The organism is Paenibacillus sp. FSL R7-0198, assembly GCF_038000415.1.
Lineage (GTDB): Bacteria > Bacillota > Bacilli > Paenibacillales > Paenibacillaceae > Paenibacillus.
Genome location: NZ_JBBOCB010000001.1, coordinates 2,902,247 through 2,924,260 on the forward strand (window position 1 = coordinate 2,902,247; position 22,014 = coordinate 2,924,260).

Consider the following 22,014-nt stretch of genomic DNA (forward strand, 5'->3'; position numbering starts at 1 on the left):
CGACAACTTACAGATCACGAAAGGGTACAAACATGGTCCTGCCGTAATTCATGGATAAGCATAAGCTGATCACACGAAAACAAAAAGACACACTTCACGTCCCTTTTGAGGATAAGCGAGAAGTGTGTCTCTACATTTTCAAGATAAGTTATTCGAGTTTTACGAAGCTAAGATTAGCTTTAATACCGTAACTTATGGTTTACTGCATAACGGTTTAGTGACCGCCGGTGTATTCGCCTTGCTCTTCGCCTACAACCATCTTCTCTTTTCCCATGAAGAAGGAAGCGACCAACGCGAGTGCAGCCGGAATTACAGCCCAGGCAAATAACTGTACGATGGAAGAAGATAGGGCATGTGTGATGGTATCCAGCACCTGAGGCGGAATCGCCTGTCTGAGTTCTGGTGATAGCAACGCATGTGGATCGGTCAGATCCACTCCCTGGGGCACGCCACCCGCTGAAGCACCACCTGCTTCCGCAGCTGAACCAGCGAGAGCATCGTTCATTTTACGCGTAAATACCTGGCTCTGTACGATACCAAAGATCGTAATGCCCATCGTCATGCCGAGGGACCGCAAAAAGTTAAGTGTGGAACTCGCCGCACCGCGTCTTTGCGGTTCAAACGCATTCATGGCTGCATTGCTAAGTACGGAGAACGAAGCACCGACACCCAGACCAACCATCACCATGTAGATACGTATCGTCCAAAGGGATGAATTCTCATCCAACGTAGTCAACAATCCAAGTCCTATGACAAGCAGAGCCAACGTAGGGATCATGATATTGCGATACTTGATTTTGGTCATCAACACCCCACCCAGGGACGCCGTCACAACGGACCCAAGCATCATCGGCAATAGTACGAGACCGGAGTTGGTCGCTTTACCACCAAGTACCCCCTGTATAAAGATCGGAATGTACACGGATGCTGTAATGAACGCCGCACCACTGAACATACCAATAACGTTACTGGACCAGTAGACCCGGTTGCGGAACATGCTGAAGGAGATGATTGGTTCTTTGGCTTTTGTTTCTGCAAAAAGGAAGAGCAGCGCTAATGCTACAAATCCGGCAAACAAGCCAAGAATCTGCCACGAACCCCAGGCAAATGTTTTGCCGCCCAGTTCCAGACCAAAGATCAGGCACACAACAGCACCGATCAGCGTTACAGCACCCAGCCAGTCGATCTGTTGAGATTGATGCTGATGAGACTCCTTGTAGAAGAAGGCAATAAACACAAATGCAATCAAGCCTAGCGGCAGGTTGATATAGAATACCCATTCCCATGTCGCATACTGGGTAATGTAAGCACCGAGCAGAGGTCCAAATACGCTGGACAGGCCAAAGACCGCTCCAAACAATCCACCCAATTTACCACGAGATTCTGGTGCAACGACATCAAACATGATCGTAAAGGCAATCGGCACCAAGGCCCCCGCACCAATACCTTGAATCGCTCTGTACATCGTCAATTCCACAATAGACGTTGCCGTTCCGCACAGCGCTGAGCCAAGCATAAACACAATAATACCAAATACAAAAAACTTCTTCCGTCCATACATATCGGATAGCTTACCGAATATCGGCATCCCTGCCATCTCAGCCACCATGTACGCGGAGGTAACCCAGACGAACTTGTCGAGCCCACCCAGCTTCCCGACAATGTCCCCCATAGCTGTTGCCACGATGGTGTTATCCATCGAAGCCATTAGTATACTGAGCAGTAACCCTGCCAGCACCAATCCAATACTGTTTTTACGTGCAACCATTGTACTCAATCTCTCCATTCACGCTCTATTCATATGACTGCATTAGTATATCCGAAAAGAAGTTTTCGTTAATCAGTCCAAGGACCGATTGCTTTGCAGCAAAACTTCCGATTGCGGATGAATTTGCAGAGATGAACGGTATTCCACTGTGCCAATCCGGCAGCCAGGACCGATTTTTATTTTATCGCCACGGACAATCTCGGCCTCCGTATTCTCTAATTCAATATCATCACCTTCGATAATCTGCGCTTTGAGAATTGATTTATTCCCCGTAAACAAGTCATTCAACCGGCCACTCTTCACCGAGATGATGGAACCGCCCATTTCTTTGACCTCGGATGGACCCATGATTTTGAGCGTTATGTGTTCAGCGCTGAGCATCCCCGCTATCGTCAAACGCCCGTTCAGCTTGATATTTTCTGCCTGACAATCCCCTGACAGATGAAGTTCACCGACCACTTTTATATGCTCAGCTTTGGCATGCAGGCCAGATGCCTGGATTCCATCCTCAACATCGTTGCTGGCCTCTCGCTCTTTCAGAGTAAGGGTGCCGGTAATTTTAATATCTGTGGATTCAAGTGATCCGTATATGACCGATGTACCCGTACATTTGAATCGATCACAAGATAGATTGTCGTTAAAGGACGCGTCCCCTACGACCTTGATCTTGCCGTACACGCCACCAGAAGAACTGCCATCACCAACGATGCTGATATCCATTTTTTTGTCCAATGAACGCCCAGGATTGTTATTCATGTCGATCCCATCCCTTTCTCTCCATATCCAAACTTTAAATTCGCTGACTGCTGCCCACCTTGGCATCCTGATCTATCTCAAGTTCACCTGAATACTCGACAAGCCTGATGTTACAGCCGCGACCGATAAAAATGTTACTCCCCCGAACAATGTCAGCTTCGGTATCTTCCAGCACAATCTCATCACCCTCAATTAAGGATGTCTTAAAAGAAGGGGTCCCGCCCAGACCAATACTTTTCCAAAATCCATTCTGTTGTTCCTTGCGACGAATATCGATACGCTCTCCGCCAATCTCTTTAGCCGAAGAAGATGTATGCAGCCTGATCTCCACTGTTCCCGCATTCAGTAAGCCGCTGATCTTAATATTGCCCCGTACATTCAGGGACTCACATTGGACATCGCCTTCAATATCGATCACACCGCCAATATCAATTCGTTCCCCATCCACTCTTCCACGTACGGTACACTTTCCGTTCACTTCAAGCTCAGGGCTATGGAGATCTCCGTTAATCGTCGTCATGCCATCCACCCGAACACGAGAACTGGTCAAAGGACCGTTCAACGTACACATGCCGTTAATCGTTGCACTCTCGGAGCTCAAAGCGCCGTGCATCTTCAATGTTCCATTTACTTCCATAGAGGTGCAGTCCAGGTTGCCGTTCACCTTAGCCATGCCATCAATAGATACACGGTGAAAATTCCCGCCTGCCGTTTGACTTATGCCCGCCACATTCAGATCATTCCGCTTATTTCGTTCTTCCATAGATGATCCTCTCCTTATCCCAATTTGAGTTTTAATTCTTCCATAAATGTTCCCATCGGCTGCCTAAGAACCACTTTCACACCATTGTCAAAATAAAACTCCGTTCCTGCTATTATCAGCATGAATGAAGGAACACCCATCTTACGAATAAGCACGAGTTCGCTCGGTTTGCCTGTAAAACGATAATAATGTTCGGACATCACTTCAATCAGCAACGCACCCTCTTGCCGAGTAATATCTCCGCTCATTAACAGCTTATCAAGGACGTAGAGCATCATAATCTGTTCCAAAGCATACAGCGGTTGTTCCCGACCTGCTTCTTTCAACAGATCCAGCGAGATTTGTGAAACAATGTTTCGCTCTAACAGTTGTTGTGGAGACATTTCCACTTCACCCAACGTAGGTGAGAAGACGTCTGCCAGCTCATCCAGCGATAATCCGTCTTTCATATTAAGAATCTTGTCAATGCGCAGTAAAATCTGTTGTTTTGGAAAAAAGGTCTCTTGTCCGGTGTAGGACGACTTCCGAATGAACCATTCTTCCGGAATGAGATTTTTCCGCTTCCAACGGTATAACTGGCCGTATGAGATTCCTGTCAGGTCCAACAATTCTTTCTTGGAGATCAAATCATCCGTCATATATGGTCCCCCTTTTTATTGAAATGAGTGTAACATAACATTGTTACGTTGTAAACTAATCTTGGTATTGCATTGATTAAGCAATGCGTATAACCTGTTACATATAAACACTTTGGAGGCCTAGGCATCCGATTTCCATCCCATCGTCTCATGTCAGAACACGTGGTTAACGAACTTATGAAAGGGGTTTCTTATACTCATGGCACTTATTAAATGTGATTTTTACTCGGATACACTCGGGCTTAGCACCAGCATGCATGTCATTCTGCCGCAACAAACCCACAATCAGATCGGTATGGAGAATGTGACTGGCAAAGGACTGCACCCAACCCTGTACCTGTTACACGGTCTGTCTGATGATGATTCCATCTGGCTGCGCCGGACATCGATCGAACGTTATGTGGCCAATCTTGGGATCGCTGTTGTTATGCCACAGGTACATCGCAGCTTCTATACGGATATGGTGGAAGGTGGAAAGTACTGGACGTTTATCAGTGAGGAACTGCCAGCACTCGCTCGCTCTTTCTTCCCATTGTCACCAAAGCGTGAGGATAACTTCGTTGCAGGTTTATCCATGGGTGGTTATGGTGCGTTCAAGCTAGCCCTTCGTAAACCAGATCAATATGCTGCTGCTGCCAGTTTGTCTGGAGCACTCGATATGTCTGCACATATGGATAGAAACGCATCCTCAGCATTGCAACAGACGGAGTTACAGCGGATTTTTGGACCCGAGGTGACAGGTACAGAGAACGATCTGATCCATCTGTTAAAAGAAAATCAATCTAGCGAAAGTCCTCGACCTTTGCTCTACCAATGTTGCGGAACGGAAGATTTCCTGTATGAGGATAATCAAACATTCCGGCATGCCTGTGAACAAACGAACTTCGCATTGACATACGAGGAAGGGCCTGGTGAACATGAGTGGGGCTACTGGGATGCCAAGATCCAGGATGTATTGAAATGGTTGCCTTTGCCCAAGCGCGATTAGTGGATCATTAGGAGCTACTGAGGATAAAGAAGGCTGGTACTCCGATGAAACAACAACCTTCCTTCCGTTCGCAGTTGAATTGAATATATTTTAAGCACATCGCTGTAAAACACAAAAAGCAGGCCGCTGAGAACAAAGTTCTCTGGCCTGCTTTTTTTATTGTACTGTCGTATCTGTATGGCAACCTATTGTAACCGTGACATTAACCGCGGTTCGTAATCCATTGCTCGGTAATCTCCAGTACCTTCTCACTACGTCCAATGGCTTCAGCCACTTGACCCGAAGCTGTTCCGCCGTAAACATTACGCGCGTTCACTACCGCTTCCGGTTGCAGCACATCATAGATCCGGTCATCGAACAGTGGTGAGAACTGACGGAATTCATCAATCGTCAGATCCAGCAAATACTTGCTGTTCTGGATGCAGTACAGCACTGTTTTACCAATCACTTCATGCGCCTGACGGAAAGGCAAACCTTCGCCCACGAGGAAGTCGGCAATATCCGTAGCGTTGGAGAAATCCTGGTTGACTGCTTGACGCATCCGATCTTTGTTCACTGTCATTGTTGCGATCATCGGAGCGAACAATTGCAATGCACCTTCCAGCGTCGCTACAGTATCAAACATGCCTTCTTTGTCTTCCTGCATGTCTTTGTTGTATGCCAGTGGAAGAGATTTCAACACTGTCAGCAAACCAATCAGGTTGCCGTACACACGTCCTGTTTTACCACGCACGAGTTCAGGAACGTCCGGATTTTTCTTCTGAGGCATAATACTGCTGCCTGTGCAGAACGCATCGTCCAGTTCAACGAATCCAAACTCTGTGCTGCTCCACAGTACCAACTCTTCACTCAGACGGGACAAGTGAGTCATGATCAGCGAAGCTGCTGCCAGGAACTCAACGATGAAGTCACGGTCGCTTACTGCGTCCAGACTGTTCTCGTACACGCCGTCGAAGCCCAGTTGCTCCGCCACAAAATGACGATCAATCGGGAATGTTGTACCCGCGAGCGCACCTGCGCCCAGTGGCAGGATGTTAATGCGTTTGTAGCTGTCCATCAGACGCTCAGCATCCCGTTGGAACATGGATACATACGCCATCAGGTGATGGGCGAACAGAATCGGCTGGGCCCGTTGAAGATGCGTATAACCCGGTACGATGGTATCGAGGTTATCTTTCGCTTGTCCAATCAGTGCTTCCTGCAAGGAATGCAACATACCTACAAAGCCAACCACCCGCTCGCGCAGGTATAGGTGCATATCCGTTGCAACCTGGTCGTTCCGGCTACGGCCTGTATGTAGTTTACCGCCTACAGGGCCAATCGTTTCGATCAGGTTTTTCTCAATATTCATGTGGATGTCTTCGTCCGATACGGAGAATTCCACTTCACCTGCACGGATTTTGTGCAAAACGGTGATCAGACCTTCTTTGATCGTCTCTACATCTTCCGCCGGAAGAATACCGCATTTGCCCAGCATCGTCACATGGGCCAGACTGCCCTGGATATCTTCCTCAGCCAAAGCTTTGTCAAAATTGATTGATGCCGTATATTCCTCAACCAAATGATTGGTTTGTTTTGTAAAACGTCCTCCCCACAGCTTGCTCACGGTGAGTACTCCCCTTTCGCTCATGGACAAAGCCGCTCCTGCCAGATGTGCAAGAACGGCCTGCCTTGTCATTTATATTGATGTAGCTCTAGTATGCAGGTTGAAATTAGTTTTTGTTTTGCTCCACGCCGGAGTTTACTTTCAAACGCAGTGCATTCAGGCGGATAAAGCCTGTTGCATCGCCTTGATCATAAGCTTGCGTTGGATCAGCTTCCATCGTTGCGATGTCCGGATTGTAAAGGCTGACAGGACTTTTCACACCTGCGCCGATGATGTTGCCTTTGTACAGTTTCACACGAACCGTACCTGTTACGTTCTTCTGGCTTTCAGTCACCAGCGCTTGCAATGCAAGACGCTCTGGTGCGAACCAGAAACCGTTGTATACCAGTGTGCTGTAACGTGTGATCAGGCTGTCACGCAGGTTCATCACTTCACGGTCCATCGTGATGGATTCCATTTTGCGATGTGCGGTGAACAAGATTGTTCCACCTGGTGTTTCGTATACGCCACGGCTCTTCATACCAACAAAACGGTTCTCAACCATATCTACACGGCCAATACCATGTTTGCCACCCAGCTCGTTCAGTTGCTCCATCACTTGCAGTGGGCTCAAACGCTCACCGTTCAGCGCGACACAGTCACCTTGTTCGAATTCCAGTTCCACATATTCCGCTTGATCTGGTGCATCTTCAGGTGCACTGCTCAGCAGGAACATGTCTTTGTTTTCGTCCGCACTTGGATCGAACCATGGATCTTCGAGCACACCGCTCTCATAGCTGATATGCAGCAAGTTACGGTCTGTGGAGTATGGTTTAGCCGCAGATGCGGTTACCGGAATACCATGTTTTTCAGCGTAAGCAATCATCTCGGCACGTCCCGGGAATTGGTTACGGAATTCTTCCAGACGCCAAGGTGCAATTACGTTAATGTCTGGTGTCAGCGCAGCCGCGTTCAGCTCAAAACGAACTTGGTCATTTCCTTTACCTGTAGCGCCGTGAGCGATGGCTGTAGCACCTTCTGCACGAGCGATATCCACCATACGTTTAGCAATCAGTGGACGAGCGATACTTGTACCAAGCAGGTATTGTCCTTCATAGAGGGCACCCGCCTGGAACATCGGATAGATGAAATCTTTCGCGAACTCATCGCGCAGATCGTCAATGTATACTTTGGAAGCGCCTGTTGCCAGTGCTTTTTCCTCCAAGCCATCCAGTTCATCCTTTTGTCCAATATCCGCTGTGAACGCGATAATCTCTGCATCATACGTTTCTTTCAACCATTTCAAAATTACAGATGTGTCCAACCCGCCTGAATACGCGAGTACAATTTTTTCCTTAGCCATGTTCGATGGTCCTCCCCAAGATCAGTTAAGTTAAACAGAGCCTTCATACACTGAATCCTAAGAGCCAGAAAACCCTTCCGATCACTGTTATCCCCAGATTTTTTCATCCTTTATGATAAAGGGTAAAATCCGGGGATAGCCTATGCTTCCGATGCAGCTTTCTTTCAGAAAGCTTTCAGGTGCACGCTTCGCTTCTTCAGACTTTTTCTGTCTCTCCGTGTTTGTGTATGCTTCTTGTTTAATTAACTTTTTAAAGTACATTATAGATGAATATATCATCGCGAAATCTGCGCCTAAAATCAACCCATTCAATGAAATAGCAGCTATTCGCTCATTAATGCAGCCATTAAGGCTTTCTGTGCATGCAAGCGATTCTCCGCCTGATCAAAGATCAGGGAGTTCGGTCCGTCAATTACACCGGCACTCACTTCTTCGCCGCGGTGTGCTGGCAGACAATGCAAGAACATGTAGTCCGGCTTCGCGCCTTTCATCAGTTCCTCGTCCACTTGATATGCCGCAAATGCCTGCTCACGAATCTTCTGCTCTTCTTCAAAGCCCATGCTAGCCCATACATCCGTGTACACGATATCTGCATCTTTCGCAGCTTCCTGTGCACTGTAGGTTACAGTCACTTCAGAACCGCTCTCCTGTGCGATAATGCGTGCCTGCTCCACAACTGCACTATCCGGCTCATAGCCTTCTGGCGTTGCTACAGCAACATGCATTCCCATCTTCGCTGCACCGAGCATCAGGGAGTGCGCCATGTTGTTGCCATCTCCGATGTAGGCCATTTTCAGACCTGCCAGCTTGCCTTTGTGCTCCAGCACCGTTTGGAAGTCTGCCAGTACCTGACAAGGATGCGCCGCATCGCTCAGGCCATTAATGACTGGAACATCCGCATGCTCTGCCAGTTCAGTTACATTATGGTGTCCAAAGGTACGAATCATGATGCCGTCCAGGTAGCGGGACAATACTTTGGCTGTATCATGTGTTGTTTCCCCGCGACCCAGCTGGATATCATTTTTGCTCAGGAAGAGTGCGTGTCCTCCCAATTGGAACATACCCACTTCAAAGGATACACGCGTACGTGTGGATGATTTTTCAAAAATAAGTCCGATCGTTTTACCTTTCAACGGTTGAAAAGGTACACCGCTTTTTTGCTTCCCTTTAATCTCAATCGCGAGATCAAGCAGATAACGAATCTCCTCTGCCGTGTAGTCCGTGAACTCGATAAAATCCCGGCCTCTCAGATCAATCTTCTGAATCTTTTCCGTTTGTTGTGCTGTCATGTATAATGTCCTCCTTATTTCCGGTTCCCTGCACCCGCATGGGCAGAAGTGATAGCAACGTTAACACTTTGTCTGGATGCTTCTCGAGTTTATCCATTCCCGCCTTCTGCAATTTCACCACGCGGCTACAGGGATTCATCATCTCATTCTGCTTCGAGGCCTGTAATGGCCCCGAGACAGAAAGGTTCTCATTTTTATATTAGGCTTTCGCCGCTACATGCTCTTCGATCAATGTGCCTACCAGCGATACGGCCTCGTCGATCTCATCTTTGCTCACATACAGGTTCGGAAGCAAACGAATCACATTCGGTCCTGCAGAGACGAACAAGATACCGCGTTTTTGCCCAGCAAGCACAATATCACCTACCGGCTCAGCACATTCGATACCGACCAACAATCCCAAGCCACGAACTTCCTTCACAAAGGAATTGCCCGCCAAACGTTTCCGCAGGGAGCTCATCAGGTATTCACCCATCTCCGCTGCGCGCTCTGGCAAACGATCTTCCAGCATCGTTTCGATTGTTGCAATCACAACGGATGAAGCAAGTGGTGTTCCACCAAATGTTGTCGCATGGCTACCTGGTGTGAACGCATCCCGCAGGAAACCTTTACCCAACATCGCACCTACAGGGAAACCACTACCGATACCTTTGGCAACGGTGAACACGTCTGGCTCAATGCCATAATGTTCGTGCGCGAACAGTTTACCCGTACGTCCCATTCCTGTTTGTACTTCATCAACAATCAGAAGCAACCCATGCTCGTCACACAATTTCCGTACATGTTTGACGAATTCCGGTTCGACCGGATATACACCACCCTCAGCTTGAACCATTTCCAGCATAATAGCTGCTGTGTTGGGTCCAATTGCCCCTTCAAGGGCAGGGATATCATGCAAAGGTACAGTTACAAATCCGGCTGGCAATGGCAAAAATCCTTCTTTTACCTTATCCTGTCCGGTGGCTGTCAGTGTAGCGAGTGTCCGTCCATGGAAGGACTGGGCAAAGGTGATCACTTCATACCGATCTGTACCCTTCACCTTCTGGTGATAACGACGGGCTACTTTAATAGCCGCTTCGTTCGCTTCGGCACCACTGTTACAGAAGAACACTGCGTCAGCGCATGTATTGGCTGTCAGCAATGCTGCTGCCTTCTCCTGGCCTGGAATCTGGAACAGATTGGATACATGCCACAGCTCATCAATCTGAGCTTTCAGCTTGGCTCCAACTTTCTCCGGTGCATGGCCCAGGCTAGTTACAGCGAGGCCGCACATGAAATCAAGATAACGGTTGCCCTGATCATCCCACAACCAGCTACCTTTACCTTTGACCAGACTGATTGGATAACGCGCATACGTTTGGAAAAGCGAGCTTTCCGTCTGTGCTGCTGCACCTGTTGCTGTTGCGCCTGCTACCGCTGTGCCAGAACCTGGCTGTTCGTTGCCTTTTGCCATGACCATATCACTCCTTATTGGTTGGTGCAACGGCAATTATATAAGAGCTCTTATTTACACTAGATCACTCCGATTGCGGAACCATCTTCCGAATGTATGCATACTCCACTTCGATGACAGAACAACCTTCCGATCGCTGTTATCCCTGAATTTTTTTTATTCCCCTTCAATGGGGAAAATCCTGTGATAAAGGCGCACGCTCCGCTTCTTCAGGTTATTTCTGTCCTCTCCGTTATGCATTTTTATCCTTCAGATTGGTTCTGCACCCTACGTTATTGTGAGTGTAATATTAGATTTCTTATATAAAAAAGCCGTGCACATATTTTTTTATTTAAATAAGACTATTAAGACCCTAGCGTATCGAGCAAATTATTGCATACGGATGATTCTTGTTCCGATGATTTCTCCGCCGAGCACGCGGCTCAGGATTTGAGGTTCGCTGCCGTCTACGATGACGACCTCACGTACTTGACCATGGATACAAGCGATAGCTGCACGTACTTTTGGAATCATGCCGCCATAGATTTCTCCGGTCTGGATCATGTCTTCAATCTCTTGTACAGATACGGATGGCAGTACTTTTTTCTCGCCGCCTACGTTCTTCATGATGCCTGGAACGTCGGTCACGACAATCATCCGACTTACGCCGAGATGAGACGCCACTGCACCCGCAGCTGTATCTGCGTTAATGTTATAGCGTTGTCCAGTTGCATCTACGCCAACCGGTGCGATAATCGGCATGTATCCCATGTTCACGATACCTTGGATAATCTCTGCGTTCACACCAGTGACATCGCCTACCCAACCGATCTCTGCGTGGTTCGATACGGGCTTCGCCTGAATGAGACCCCCGTCAACGCCGGACAAGCCTAGTGCACGACCGCCCACACGCTGAATCAGGCGCACGATCTGTTTGTTGATACTGCCCGCAAGCACCATCTCCACTACGTCCAGCACAGGTTCAGTCGTTTTGCGCAGGCCATTAACGAATTCGGTTTCGATGCCAAGCTTCGCCAGGTTATCTGAGATTGCAGGACCTCCGCCATGCACGATGACTGGCTGTGTACCCTGAGACTGCAAATCACGCAGATCCGCAAAGAAAGACTCGGGCAATGCTGCCAGCGTGCTGCCTCCACATTTCATGACAAACATCTGTTTCTCTGTGCTCGCTTCCGTTGCGGTACTCTTGTTTGGCATTGTTGAATTCATGAGAGCAAGCTCCTCTCGTTCAAATATTCTAAAAGGCTTAACACTTAATTGATGCGATATTCGGTAGCTGACCGTTCCGAATCCGGATCGTTCTTTTGATCGCTGTTGTCTCCAGGTTTTTTTGATTTCCTTTTTAAAGGGGAAACCCGGAGACAAAGGCGAACGCTTCGCTTCTTCAGAATCGATTCCGTCTTCTCCACTGCCTTCGCCAGTTATCTCAAAAACCAAATAAAGTTCAATCCTTATAGATTTTCTATATATTTACGAAACAGCTTCTCATAGGGAAGCTTTTAGCTTCAATAGAATAAATGCTAATTCTTATTAAGTGCGGTATGCTGCGTTAATTCGGACGTAGTCATACGTCAGGTCACAGCCCCAGGCTGTAGCCGTTCCTTCGCCGTGGTGCAGATCTACCACAATGCGAACTGTATCGGTCTGCAAATAAGCCAATGCCAATTCTTCGTCAAACACGACTGGGCGGGACTGCGCAAGTACCGAGATATCTCCCAAACGGATATCTACGGTATCCGGGTTCACCGGTTGTCCTGCACGCCCTACGGCTGCAATAATCCGTCCCCAGTTGGCATCAGCGCCAAACATAGCGGATTTCACCAGACTGGACCCGATGACAGTTTTGGCAATTGCCTGTGCGGATTCATCACTTACTGCACCTGTAACTTCTACCTCAACCAGTTTGGTTGCTCCTTCACCATCGCGAGCAATGGCTTTGGCCAGCACTTGGCATACATAGGTGAAGCCTGCTGCAAAAGCGTCCCAATCCGGGTGCTCTGTGGTCAGCTCTTCATTGCCTGCATATCCGCTGGACATAGCTACCAGCATGTCGTTTGTACTCGTATCTCCATCTACGGTAATCATGTTAAATGTATGATTGGTTGCCTGGCGCAGCAGGCGCTGCAACGCTTCTGCACCAATGACCGCGTCAGAAGTCATGAAAGCGAGCATCGTCGCCATATTCGGATGAATCATACCCGAGCCTTTGGCGGCTCCCGCAATCGTAACCGTCTTACCGTTAACCAGAACGGAGACGCAAGCTTCCTTTTTCACCAAATCCGTTGTCAGAATCGCTTGTGAAAATTGTTCCGCCTCATTCGACTCCTTGCCCATATGCGCTGGAAGTCCAGTGATGCCTGAATGTACAGCATCCATCTTGAGCAATTCCCCAATGACACCTGTGGATGCCACAGCCACATCCTCTTCTGCCACACCCAGCTCCCGCGCAGCGGCCGAACGCATCGCATAAGCATCTTCTTCACCTTGTTGCCCTGTACATGCATTGGCATTACCACTGTTAACGATAACAGCTTGAAGGCGTCCGTTGCTCAAGCTTTCGCGCGTTACTTTGAGTGGTGCGGCCTGAAATACGTTCGTTGTGTATACAGCAGCAGCTGTAGCAGGTACATCACATCGGATCGCTCCGATGTCATTACGAGATGTCTTTTTCAATCCGCAGTGAAGTCCACCAGCAGTGAATCCCCCAGGGGTTACAATTGTTCCGTTCTCAACCACGGTAAAAGTCTGTTGCTCCACATTCGTTCCCATATCATATCCCCCGTATGCGTTCAGCTATATGCCGATGATCCGCCTGCTTAACCTGATCCGTTCTCCCTAGAAGACTCTGAGAGAGCACTTTTACACCGAATGTTCCAGTGCTCCTCTTGAATTCCAATCCCTTATGGATATACCGGTGTCATGTTCAGCCCGAGGTTCTCCTCCCATCCCATCATCAGGTTCATATTTTGAATCGCTTGCCCGGATGCACCCTTCACCAGGTTGTCGATGACCGAAATAATCGTCAAACGCCCTGTGCGAGGATCCACCGCAAATCCGATATCACAATAGTTGGATCCGTACACTTCTTTGGTAGATGGCCAGATGCCCGGTTCACGTACACGTACAAAAGGTCTGTTCTCATAATATTTACGGTACAAATCTACGATCTCCCGGTCGCTGTGTTCCCCAACGAGTTTTGCATACATCGTACTCATGATTCCACGTGTCATTGGCACCAGTTGTGTTGTAAAGGTAACCGTAACAGGCGTTCCTGTTATATCACCAAGCACTTGTTCAATCTCGGGAATATGTTGGTGCTTGTTCAGTTTATAGGCTTTGAAATTTTCATTCATCTCTGCATAATGGTTGGTCAGACTTGTTCCGCGTCCTGCACCGGATACGCCTGATTTAGCATCAATTATAATTGTAGAAGAATCAATCCAGCCTGCCTCTACTGCAGGGATCAGTCCAAGAAGTGTAGCTGTTGGATAACAGCCTGGGTTGGATATAAAATTCTGTCCCTTCACTTCTTCGCCATACACCTCAGCCATGCCGTATACCGCTTGTTCCAGCAAATCAGCTGAAGGCGCCGGATGTTTGTACCACTCTTCGTACACCGTTCCATCCTTGAGTCTGAAATCGCCAGACAGGTCAATCACCTTAAGGCCTGCTGCCAGCAGGCTTGGTACGAGCTTTGCACTTACGCCGGACGGGGTCGCTGTGAATACCAGATCCGCACGACTCGCAATCTCAGCCGGATCTACACCGTCGAGTGGCCTGTGAATCACGTCCGTCAAATGCGGAAATCCATCTGCGATGGACTCACCACTGCTCGATGATGAGATCACCGATGTGATTTCAACCTGCGGATGGTTCTGGAAAAAACGAATCAGTTCCACCCCGCCGTAGCCGGTGGAACCGACGATTGCTACTTTTAATTTGTTATTCACTCTCGCTCCCCCAATCTCGATGTATGCGCTACTTGTGCTATGCCCTTGCATGAATGTGGCCCGAACACAGCAATTCCGTCGCTTATATGCATATTTGTGTATTATTATACGACTCTGGTTATATAAATACAACACTCTATCAGCAATTTCACATGGATTTCCATCCAATCCGAACATATCTTTTTTTAACATCCGGGACGAATAGGTATACTTCTGTTAAAATACGTATTAGTAGGAAACATTACAATCAGGGTCTCATTCATAACTAACCTGCTAATCAAGGACATATGAATAGATTCATGATGGTCATTATGAGACGTGGGGGACTATAGTGCATATTGAATCCATTTTACTTATTGTACTCCTTGGCCTGAATATTATTTTTGCCGCAGCAGTTGTTTTCTTCGAACGGAAGGATGCCAGCGCTTCCTGGGCTTGGCTGCTCGTCTTGAACTTTATTCCGGTGTTTGGGTTTGTACTTTATCTTTTAACCGGTCAGAATCTGACCCGATACCGGCTTTTCCAGTGGAAAGAACGTAAGAAGCTCGGGCTAGAGGAACGTATTGAAGCCCAGCTCACACAGTTGCACGATAACCGCACCCCTTTCCGCAACCAAGCAACCGAGAGTAGCCAGGACATGATCTATATGAACCTGAAGCAGAACGGCGCTCTGTTGACAGAGGATAATGCGGTTGAGATCATTACGGACGGAACAGACAAGTTCCAACGGCTCTTGGATGACATCGAAGCGGCCAAGGATCACGTGCACGTACAATACTACATTTATAGAGGCGACCGTCTGGGCAAAAGAATTCGGGATGCACTTATCCGCAAAGCGCGGGAAGGTATCAAAGTCCGTTTACTGTATGACGCGCTCGGATCGCGGCGGGTATCAAAACGCTTTTTCAAAGAATTGCGCGAGGCAGGCGGTTTGGTTGAAGTCTTTTTCCCCTCCAAATTCAGTCTGATCAACTTGCGTATGAACTACCGGAACCACCGGAAGATTGTCATCATCGATGGTAACCTGGGATACACGGGCGGGTTTAATGTGGGAGATGAGTATCTCGGCTTGAACTCGAAATTCGGTTACTGGCGTGACACACATCTGCGTATTCAGGGGAATGCCGTTCATGCGCTGCAGACCCGTTTCCTCCTGGATTGGAACGAAGCGTCCAAGCAACACGACACACCTTACGTCCCGGCGCATTTCCCTCATATCGAGGGTACAGGAAAGATTGCCATGCAGATTGTCTCTAGTGGACCGGATGCAGAGACCGAGCATATCAAGAACAGTTATCTCAAGATGATTAATGGTGCCAAACATTCGATTCTGATTCAAACACCTTATTTTATCCCGGATGCCAGTGTATTCGAAGCTATTCGTCTCGCGTGTCTGTCCGGCATAGATGTTCGCATCATGATTCCAAATAAACCCGACCATGCCTTTGTATATTGGGCTACGTTATCTTATATTGGTGAGTTGTTAAAAGTTGGCGCCAAAGTATTTATATATGATAATGGCTTCATTCATGCCAAAACACTTATCATTGACAGTTTGGTTGCATCCGTGGGAACCGCCAATATTGACTACCGCAGTTTCCGGTTGAACTTTGAGGTTAATGCCTTTATGTACGATGAGACGATTGCGACAGCACTTGTACAAACCTTTGAGCACGACCTGCATGTATCGCGGGAAATGACGCTCGATGAATACCAAAAACGCAGTCTGATTATCCGCTTCAAAGAAGCGATTTCCCGTCTGTTATCTCCGATTCTGTAGCGGTGGCACTCCGATGACAGAACATCCTTCCGATCGCTGTTATCCCCAGATTTTTTTGATTCTCTATTCTAAAGGGGAAAATCCGGGGATAGCATATGCTTCCGAAGTAGCTTTCTTTCAGAAAGCTTTTAGGCGAACGTTCCATTTCTTCAGGATATTTCTGTCCTCTCCGTTATGTGAAATGTTAAGTTGAACTTTTAATAATAGAAAAGCAGGTACTCCCTCTCCGTTATCTCAGAGGAGGGCGTACCTGCTTTTTTTCTTAAATTTTCAAACTTATGAGCCTACACGGCTCACCCGCTATTTTTCACACCCGTTCACACATGTTCTCCCCGCTTAAAACCTTCGCCGAGCACTTCGTGCGCGTTACTGATAATGACAAAAGCTCCCGGGTCCACAGACCGGATCAACGCTTTGAGTCTTGGTACCTCATTTTGCCCAACCACTACCATCAGTACTGTTCGTTGATCGTCAGTGTAACCGCCTTTGGCCTCCAGCTTTGTTAATCCGCGATCCAGATCATCCAAAATCACTTTGCTAATCGCTTCTGTTTGGTTGGAGATAATATAAGCCACCTTGGAGAAGCCCAGCCCCATCTCAACCGCATCGATCACTTTACCGGTAACATACAACCCAATCAGCGCATAGAGAGACTGCTCCAACGATAATACAAATGCAGCCATAATAATAACGGTGGCATCCATAATCACAACACAGAGAGAGTAACTCAGCCCACTGTATTTCTGTACGATTCTGGCAAGAATGCTCATGCCCCCTGTTGATCCTCTACCTCGATATACAATGCCAATCCCCAGACCCACGCCAATTCCACCGTACAGTGAACCCAGAAGCGGATTCGTTGTTGGAATGGCCCAATCCTTCGTCAGATAGACTAACAATGGCAGGACAATACTGCCGAGAACTGAACGGATACCATACTGTTTGCCAATGAGCAAAAACCCTGCAATCAGGAGTGGTATATTAATTGCCCACTGCGTATAAGCCGGCTCCCAATTGAGCCATTCCTTGCCAAGGATCGATAACCCGGACACCCCACCCGATGCGATCTGATTCGGTAATAAAAATAAATTAAAGGCCACTGCAATTAAAAACGAACCTAAAATGATAGATACCGTGTCCACGACGTTTCTCCATGGACCATTGAGTGGAATGAGGCTAGTTATCCTCTTTTTGCGGCTGTTGTGAAGTTGTGATCGTTGTTGCATGTTCTCGTGCTCTCCTTTGTTGTGACTGATCAATTGTTCGCTCATTTTTTCTATATCCTATAAAATAATTCAAAAAAAAGCTCCCGTATACACCAGCATACGCCTACACGCATGGGTCCATACAGGAACTTCTATTAATCGGTTTCTACTTTAATCTGGCTGCGCAAATAACCATCGATGAATGCATCGAGGTCGCCGTCCATTACTGCTCCTGTATTTCCTGTCTCTACGCTTGTACGGTGATCCTTTACCATACTATAGGGATGGAACACATAGGAGCGAATCTGGCTACCCCATGAAATATCCGACTGATCCCCTCGGATTTCATCCAGCTGTTGTTTTTGCTCTTCAATTTTACGCTCATACAATTTCGAACGGAGCATCGTCATCGCTCGCTCACGGTTCTTGATCTGTGAACGTTCATTCTGACACGTTACAACTACACCTGTTGGAAGGTGAGTAATCCGTACAGCAGAGTCGGTGGTATTGATATGTTGTCCACCCGCGCCACTTGCCCGGTACGTATCGATCTTTAGGTCCTCGGTGCGGATGTCCAATTCGATCGTATCATCAATCTCCGGTACCACATCACAGGATACGAAGGACGTATGTCTACGGCCCGATGAGTCAAAAGGAGAGATCCGCACCAGTCGGTGTACACCCTTCTCGGCTTTCAGATAACCATAAGCGTTATGTCCCTTGATCGACAACGTAACACTCTTGATCCCAGCCTCATCACCTGGCAGATAATCCAGTACCTCAACCTTGAAGCCACGCTTCTCGGACCAACGTGTGTACATCCGGAGTAGCATCTGTCCCCAATCTTGGGACTCGGTGCCACCCGCACCCGGGTGAAGCTCCAGAATCGCATTCATCTTGTCATATGGTTGATTCAGCAGAAGCTGAAGTTCGAACTCTGCGACTTTGTTCACGATCGCTGTAATACTGTTACCAATCTCGGTAGCGAGGTCTTCGTCGCCTTCTTCGTCCGCCAGTTCGATCATCATCACTGCATCATCATAGTCCTGTTGGAGTTTGGTGTATTGATCCACAGATCCTTTCACCGCATTTAGCTCAGCGATTACGGATTGCGCCTTGTCACTATCATCCCAGAAATCCGGGGCAGACATCTTCACTTCGAAGTTGCCGATCATCTCTTGCTTCAGATCTAAGTCAAAGAGACCCCCTAAGGTTTGTTAGTTTCTTGCCTATTTCACGCAGGTCATGCTTCACGTTTGGATCGATCATGTGCAATTCCTCTTTTCATTAAGATAAGCTCCCCGCATCCAGGGTATTCCTCCAGATCAAGTATGCGATGCGTCACCCTGGTGTTGAGACAACTGTTGTATCAGTATATCTCTTCTCCATGATCATGGTCATATTATTATAACTATGCACCATTAACCGGTTTTGCATCCTTCACTTCATCCTATGGAATACCCGGCTGCAAGGAGCCGTTCATGTCATGCTATATAAGTTGCCCTAGTAACTGTTACACCTGCACTCCGATTACAGTAGCATCTTCCGATCGCTCTTATCCCCAGATTTTCTTGATCCCCTCCTACAAAAGGGGAAAATCCGAGGATAAAGGCGAACGCTCCGCTTCTTCAGATTGCTTCTGCACTCTCCGTTATGGTGTAAAATCAAGGTTCAACTTATTACACTAAAGTGTATATAAAAACCATCGTACTACTCTTGACCGTGGCAGTGTTTGAACTTCTTGCCACTACCGCATGGGCATGGATCGTTACGTCCGATTTGGTCGGAAACCTTCACTGGACGTTTCTCAGCAGGTTCACCGCTTGTCGAGATCTGACTTTCCTCAACAACTGCTTGACGCTCCTGATTGCTCTCGATCTGTGCTCTCATCACATAAGTCGCAACTTCTTCCTGAATCGAAGCGATCATCTGATGGAACATCTCGAAGCCTTCGAACTGGTACTCACGCAGTGGATCTGTACCGCCGTAAGCGCGAAGGTGGATACCTTGACGCAATTGATCCATAGCATCAATATGATCCATCCACTTGCTGTCTACTGCACGAAGCACAACCACTTTCTCGAACTCACGAACCATATCTTCGCCAATTCGCTCTTCACGTGCATTGTACTTGTTCTGAACTTTCGTAAACAGGTACTCGATAATCTCTTCTGCTTCCTTGCCCCACAGATCATCTTTTGTTACCGAACCATCATCCAGCAATTTGCTGTTCATGTAATCGGCAACTTCCTGCAACTCCCAGTTTTCCGGAATATCGTCACCACAGTGTGCTTCAACGATACGTTCAATGGAAGGTTTGATCATATCCATAACGATCTGTTTGATGTTTTCGGACTCCAGTACCTCGCGGCGCTGTTTATATATAATTTCACGTTGTTGGTTCATGACATCATCATATTGGAGAACGACTTTACGCACGTCAAAGTTGTTACCTTCAACACGTTTCTGCGCCGATTCTACTGCACGGGTAATCATCCGGCTCTCGATCGGTTGGTCTTCTTCAAAACCAAGGCGCTCCATCATGTTCAGTACATTGTCTGCACCGAAACGTCTCATCAATTCATCACCCAGTGACAGGTAGAATTGTGTTGAACCCGGGTCACCTTGACGTCCTGCACGACCACGCAGCTGATTATCAATCCGGCGTGATTCGTGACGCTCTGTACCGATAATATGAAGGCCGCCTACTTCAGCTACACCTTCACCCAAGATAATATCCGTACCCCGTCCAGCCATGTTGGTTGCAATCGTTACTGCACCCGCTTGACCAGCTCCTGAGATGATCTCTGCTTCTTCCGCATGGTACTTGGCGTTCAGCACCTGGTGTTTCACACCACGGCGTTTGAGCATGTCAGACAGGCGCTCCGAGTTCTCGATGGATACTGTACCTACCAGAACCGGCTGGTTCTTGCTGTGGCGTTCCACAATCTCTTCCACAACCGCTTTGAACTTGCCATCGATGCTCTTGTACACGACATCTGCCATGTCATCCCGTTTGTTCGGACGGTTAGTTGGAATCTGCAGTACTTCGAGACCGTAGATTTTTTTGAACTCTTCTTCCTCGGTTTTCGCCGTACCCGTCATACCCGCAAGTTTACGGTACATCCGGAAATAGTTCTGGAAAGTAATCGTAGCAAGCGTCATGCTCTCGTTTTGTACTTCAATGCCTTCTTTAGCTTCAATCGCCTGGTGCAATCCATCACTATAACGACGTCCAGACATCAGACGACCTGTAAATTCATCAACGATCATAACCTCTTCATCACTGACCACATAATCCACGTCACGACGCATGATTACATTGGCTTTCAAGCCCTGTACAATGTGATGGTTGAGAGTAACGTTGGCATGATCATACAAGTTCTCGATACCAAATGCTTTCTCTGCTTTGGCCACGCCGGCCTCAGTCAACGCTACGGATTTCACCTTAATGTCTACCGTAAAGTCTTCTTCCGGCACCAAACGTTTCACAAAACGATCTGCTGCATAGTACATATCCGTCGACTTCTGAGCTTGTCCGGAGATAATGAGTGGCGTACGCGCCTCATCGACCAGGATGGAGTCTACTTCATCAATGATACAGAAGAACAATGGACGTTGTACCATTTGCTCTTTGTAAAGAACCATGTTGTCACGCAGATAGTCAAAACCAAATTCGTTGTTCGTTCCGTACGTAATATCACATGCATATGCATGTTGTTTCAAAGCATGGTCCATACCGCTCAGGTTAACCCCTACCGTCATGCCCATGAATTCATAGATTTGTCCCATTTCCTGGCTATCCCGCTGTGCCAAATAGTCATTGACTGTGACCACGTGTACACCTTTGGACATCAACGCGTTCAGATATACCGGGAGTGTTCCTACCAGCGTTTTACCTTCACCCGTTTTCATCTCGGAAATACGGCCTTCATGCAGAGCGATACCGCCCAGCATCTGTACATCGTAGTGACGTTTGCCCAGTACACGGCGTGATGCCTCACGTACGGTTGCAAATGCCTCTGGAAGAAGCTCATCTGTTGTTTCTCCCTTTTCAATACGAGCACGGTATTCGTCCGTTTTACCTTTCAGTTGTTCATCAGACAACGCCTGAAATTGTGGTTCCAGTTTATTGATCACATCGACCGTCTTCATCAGACGTTTAACATCACGTTCATTCATGTCGCCGAAGATCTTTTTGACAAGTCCTAGCATGGTATACCCCTTTCGTGCAAAACAGAATAGACCCCCTGTTGCCGCCACGCGACACCATCGGATGGATGTTGCAGCCACTTGCCCGGGGGTGACAAACAATATGATTTGAGCTTAATGAAAGTTACACTTCGTCAACTCAGTTGCCAGAATGTCCTTTCGATCGCTGTTATCCCCTGATTTCTTTTAACTCTCTTCTCAGAGGGGGAAATCCGGGGATAAAGGCGAACGCTTCACTTCTACAGGTCATTTCTGCCCTCTTCG

General features: G+C 47.7%; 16 protein-coding genes. 2 read left to right on the top strand and 14 right to left on the bottom strand.

Features of this window, described 5'->3' with window-relative positions:
• Positions 1–214: 214 nt before the first annotated feature.
• From MKY87_RS12565 to MKY87_RS12580, 4 genes are all read right to left on the bottom strand, one after another.
• Positions 215–1,768: an MDR family MFS transporter gene (locus MKY87_RS12565; RefSeq protein WP_338588675.1), complete on the bottom strand. Its 1,554-nt coding sequence runs from the start codon at positions 1,766–1,768 to the stop codon at positions 215–217.
• Between the two features lie 72 nt (positions 1,769–1,840).
• Positions 1,841–2,524, bottom strand: coding sequence for a hypothetical protein (locus MKY87_RS12570; RefSeq protein WP_340964677.1), 684 nt, complete (start codon positions 2,522–2,524; stop codon positions 1,841–1,843).
• 34 nt (positions 2,525–2,558) lie between these two features.
• The gene (locus tag MKY87_RS12575; protein WP_340912484.1) at positions 2,559–3,287 is read right to left on the bottom strand and encodes a polymer-forming cytoskeletal protein; all 729 of its coding nucleotides are present in this window, start codon (positions 3,285–3,287) and stop codon (positions 2,559–2,561) included.
• 14 nt (positions 3,288–3,301) lie between these two features.
• Positions 3,302–3,925, bottom strand: coding sequence for a YhbD family protein (locus MKY87_RS12580; protein ID WP_340964680.1), 624 nt, complete (start codon positions 3,923–3,925; stop codon positions 3,302–3,304).
• 199 nt (positions 3,926–4,124) lie between these two features.
• Between MKY87_RS12580 and MKY87_RS12585 the strand changes: the two genes are divergently transcribed.
• Positions 4,125–4,913 (top strand): alpha/beta hydrolase, encoded by a 789-nt coding sequence (locus MKY87_RS12585; protein WP_339311008.1) that lies wholly within the window; start codon positions 4,125–4,127, stop codon positions 4,911–4,913.
• Positions 4,914–5,115: 202 nt separating this feature from the next.
• On the opposite strand, the gene argH is transcribed toward MKY87_RS12585, so the two are convergent.
• From argH to argC, 7 genes are all read right to left on the bottom strand, one after another.
• A complete protein-coding gene (argH, locus tag MKY87_RS12590; RefSeq protein ID WP_036612430.1) occupies positions 5,116–6,519 on the bottom strand; it encodes an argininosuccinate lyase in 1,404 nt (467 codons plus the stop codon).
• Between the two features lie 106 nt (positions 6,520–6,625).
• A complete protein-coding gene (locus MKY87_RS12595; protein ID WP_017692004.1) occupies positions 6,626–7,861 on the bottom strand; it encodes an argininosuccinate synthase in 1,236 nt (411 codons plus the stop codon).
• 323 nt (positions 7,862–8,184) lie between these two features.
• Positions 8,185–9,150 (bottom strand): ornithine carbamoyltransferase, encoded by a 966-nt coding sequence (argF, locus tag MKY87_RS12600; protein WP_047840650.1) that lies wholly within the window; start codon positions 9,148–9,150, stop codon positions 8,185–8,187.
• 199 nt (positions 9,151–9,349) lie between these two features.
• A complete protein-coding gene (locus MKY87_RS12605) occupies positions 9,350–10,603 on the bottom strand; it encodes an aspartate aminotransferase family protein (RefSeq protein WP_339790454.1) in 1,254 nt (417 codons plus the stop codon).
• Between the two features lie 369 nt (positions 10,604–10,972).
• Positions 10,973–11,812, bottom strand: a complete 840-nt coding sequence (argB, locus tag MKY87_RS12610) for an acetylglutamate kinase (RefSeq protein WP_340964682.1) — start codon at positions 11,810–11,812, stop codon at positions 10,973–10,975.
• Between the two features lie 321 nt (positions 11,813–12,133).
• Complete coding sequence (gene argJ / locus MKY87_RS12615) at positions 12,134–13,372, bottom strand: bifunctional glutamate N-acetyltransferase/amino-acid acetyltransferase ArgJ (protein WP_339788562.1); 1,239 nt, start codon at positions 13,370–13,372, stop codon at positions 12,134–12,136.
• 131 nt (positions 13,373–13,503) lie between these two features.
• On the bottom strand, positions 13,504–14,553 hold the full coding sequence (gene argC / locus MKY87_RS12620) for an N-acetyl-gamma-glutamyl-phosphate reductase (RefSeq protein ID WP_340964685.1): 1,050 nt from the start codon (positions 14,551–14,553) through the stop codon (positions 13,504–13,506).
• A 331-nt stretch (positions 14,554–14,884) separates the two neighbouring features.
• Between argC and cls the strand changes: the two genes are divergently transcribed.
• Positions 14,885–16,333 carry a cardiolipin synthase gene (cls, locus tag MKY87_RS12625; RefSeq protein WP_133386068.1) on the top strand — a complete coding sequence of 483 codons (1,449 nt, stop codon included), beginning with the start codon at positions 14,885–14,887 and terminating at the stop codon, positions 16,331–16,333.
• 317 nt (positions 16,334–16,650) lie between these two features.
• On the opposite strand, the gene MKY87_RS12630 is transcribed toward cls, so the two are convergent.
• The 3 genes from MKY87_RS12630 to secA form a co-directional block, all read right to left on the bottom strand.
• Entirely contained in the window at positions 16,651–17,559 is a 909-nt protein-coding gene (locus MKY87_RS12630) for a YitT family protein (RefSeq protein ID WP_091013287.1), read from the bottom strand.
• Positions 17,560–17,693: 134 nt separating this feature from the next.
• Positions 17,694–18,807, bottom strand: a protein-coding gene (gene prfB, locus MKY87_RS12635; RefSeq protein WP_124116498.1) for a peptide chain release factor 2 whose coding sequence is annotated in 2 segments (ribosomal slippage) — positions 17,694–18,734 and positions 18,736–18,807 — 1,113 coding nt in all. Because the reading frame shifts where the segments join, the coding sequence is not laid out codon by codon here.
• A gap of 441 nt (positions 18,808–19,248) precedes the next feature.
• Entirely contained in the window at positions 19,249–21,753 is a 2,505-nt protein-coding gene (secA, locus tag MKY87_RS12640; protein ID WP_339312668.1) for a preprotein translocase subunit SecA, read from the bottom strand.
• Positions 21,754–22,014: the final 261 nt, after the last annotated feature.